3 protein-coding genes are annotated in these 2,489 nt (G+C 67.4%); all 3 read right to left on the bottom strand.

The features are described 5' to 3' along the window. A partial coding sequence (locus tag EYW49_RS22680; protein WP_456114987.1) for an acetyl-CoA C-acetyltransferase occupies positions 1-513 on the bottom strand: 513 nt, incomplete at its 3' end. Positions 514-773: 260 nt separating this feature from the next. Next, complete coding sequence (locus tag EYW49_RS22685; protein WP_131312002.1) at positions 774-2,198, bottom strand: short-chain fatty acid transporter; 1,425 nt, start codon at positions 2,196-2,198, stop codon at positions 774-776. 52 nt (positions 2,199-2,250) lie between these two features. Next, a partial coding sequence (locus EYW49_RS22690) for a CoA-transferase (protein WP_323053004.1) occupies positions 2,251-2,489 on the bottom strand: 239 nt, incomplete at its 5' end.

Here is a 2,489-nt window from a genome sequence, read left to right on the forward strand (position 1 = left end):
CAGCTGCAGCTGCCACTGGCGCGCCACGTTCTCGGCGGTGACGCCCATGTGGTAGCCGTGGAAGGCGTCGGTCAGCGCGTCCTTGAGCATGGTGTCGGTGAGCTCGAGGCTGCCCATCTTGGTGCCGGTGCGCAGGTAGGCGGCGTGCTGGGCCTGGCTCATGCTCTCCTGGCCGCCGGCGACGATGATCTTGGCGTCGCCGCCGACGATCTGCTGCAGGCCGAGCGCCACGGCGCGCAGGCCCGAGCCGCACAACTGGTTGAGGCTGAAGGCCGAGGCTTCCTGCGGGATGCCGGCGGCCATCGCCGCCTGACGCGCCGGGCCCTGGCCCTGGCCGGCCGACAGGATCTGGCCGAGGATCACTTCGTCGACTTCCGCCGCCTCGACCCGCGCCCGCTTCAGCACCGCCCGGATCACCGTCGCGCCGAGTTCGTGGGCAGGCAGCGACGCCAGCGCGCCGTTGAAGGAACCGATGGCCGTCCGCGCGGCTCCGGCGATCACGATGTTGGTCATGTGTTTCTCCCTTGATGTCGTCGTGGCGGATCCTCGTCCGCCTTCCCGTCGTCGGCGCGGAGAATAGGCGACACCATGGTGCAGCGCACCAGGGGTATCTCCGTTCTGCGACGCATGGGTCCATGCATCGGCGGCGCGATCGAGACGGGCGTTTCGGGACTTCGGTTCCCGTCGAACCGATCCGGTGCGACGGGAACCTCGATGGGTCGCTCCCCGCACCGGCCGGGGACGAATCCGCGGCCGGGTCGGGAGACGGTCGGTCAGAGGGTCAGGGCCAGGGCCCACAGCAGGAACAGCACCATCGGCGTATGGAAGATCAACTGCGTGAAGCAGAAGCCGACGATGTCGCGGGCCTTGAGGCCGAGGACGCCGAGCAGCGGCAACATCCAGAACGGGTTGATCAGGTTCGGGAGCGCTTCCGCCGCGTTGTAGACCTGAACCGCCCAGCCCATGTGTGCATGCAGATCCTTGGCCGCCTGCATCACGTAGGGCGCCTCGATGATCCACTTGCCACCGCCCGACGGGATCAGGAAGCCGAGGATCGCCGAGTAGATGCCGATCACCACCGGGAAGGTGTGGACGCTGGCGATCGACACGAAGACGTTGGCGATGTGATGGGAGATCGACACGCCGTCCGAGCCGAGCACGAGGGTCAGCATGGTGGCGATGGCGCCGTAGAACGGGAACTGGATCAGCACGCCGGCCGAGGTCGGCACCGCCTTGGTCACGGCCTTGAGGAAGCTGCGGATGTTGCCGTGCAGCAGGAGGCCGATCATCAGGAAGATGAAGTTGTAGGTGTTGAGGTTGGAGATGACCGACAGGGCGTCCTTCTTGGAGAACTCCGCCCAGCAGAAGCCGATGGCGAGCAACACGATCAGGATCGGCAGCACCGGCGTGAACTCGAACCATTCACCCGGCCGCTCCGGCTTGTCGGCGACCACGCCGTCTTCGGTGACGTCGCAGCCCATGTCCTGGGCGGTGCGGACATGCCGGCCCTTCGGCGCCGAGAAATAGGCGATCAGCACCGACATGCCGAGAATGATCAGACCCATCACCACCGACTGCCACAGGAAGATGGTCTGCGACAGCGGGATGATGCCGGTGATGTCGGAGATCGACTTGGGCAGCGAGGCGGGGTTGGCCTGCAGCATCGCCGACGACGACGACAGGCCGAGCGCCCAGGTCGCGCCGAGGCCGAGATAGGCGGCCGCGCCCGCGGCGCGATAGTCCATCTTGAGGTCGACGCGACGGGCCAGCGCGCGGACGAGCAGGCCGCCGAGCACCAGGCTCAGCGCCCAGTTGAAGTAGGACGAGGCCATCGACACGAAGGAGACCCAGGCGATCGCGCCCGGACCGGTCGAGGGAAACGCCGCGAGCCGGTTGATCAACCGGGTGCACGGCGGCGACGAGGCGACCACGTAGCCGGTGATCGCCACCATCGCCATCTGCATGGTGAAGGGGATCAGCGTCCAGAAGCCGTCGCCGAAGCCCTTGGCGATGGCCACCGGCCCGGCGCCGGTGGCGAGGTTGGCGATCGCCACCACGATGGTCGTCAGGATGACGAACACGAAGGCGTCGGGGAACCACGTCTCCGCCCATTCGGTGAAGGAATAGGCGAGGCGCGCGAGGCCGCCCTGGGTTTCTTGCGGCACGGGCGCCGCCTGCGATTTGCCGTCGTTGGGCATGGTGTCGTCTCCGTTCGGAGGTTGTCCTTGGGCGTTGATGTTTCCGTTCGGATCAGGCGATGGCCATTTCCGGGACGTGGTCGGGGATGATCAGGGTGGCCTGGGTGGCGGCGACGACCTCGGCGACGGTGACGCCGGGGGCGGTCTCGCGCAGCACCAGACCTTCGGCGGTCGGTTCGATCACCGCCATCTCGGTGACGATCAGCGACACGCGGCGCACCGAGGTGAGCGGCAGGTCGCACTTCTTGAGGATCTTCGGCGCGCCCTTGGCGGTGTGGGTCATGGCGACGA

Origin of the sequence: Siculibacillus lacustris (assembly GCF_004328075.1) — a bacterium.
Classification (GTDB): domain Bacteria; phylum Pseudomonadota; class Alphaproteobacteria; order Rhizobiales; family Ancalomicrobiaceae; genus Siculibacillus; species Siculibacillus lacustris.

What these genes read in the sequence shown, in the direction of transcription:
- EYW49_RS22685 (WP_131312002.1), bottom strand. Translation starts at nt 2,198, where the DNA reads ATGCCCAACGACGGCAAATCGCAGGCGGCGCCCGTGCCGCAAGAAACC.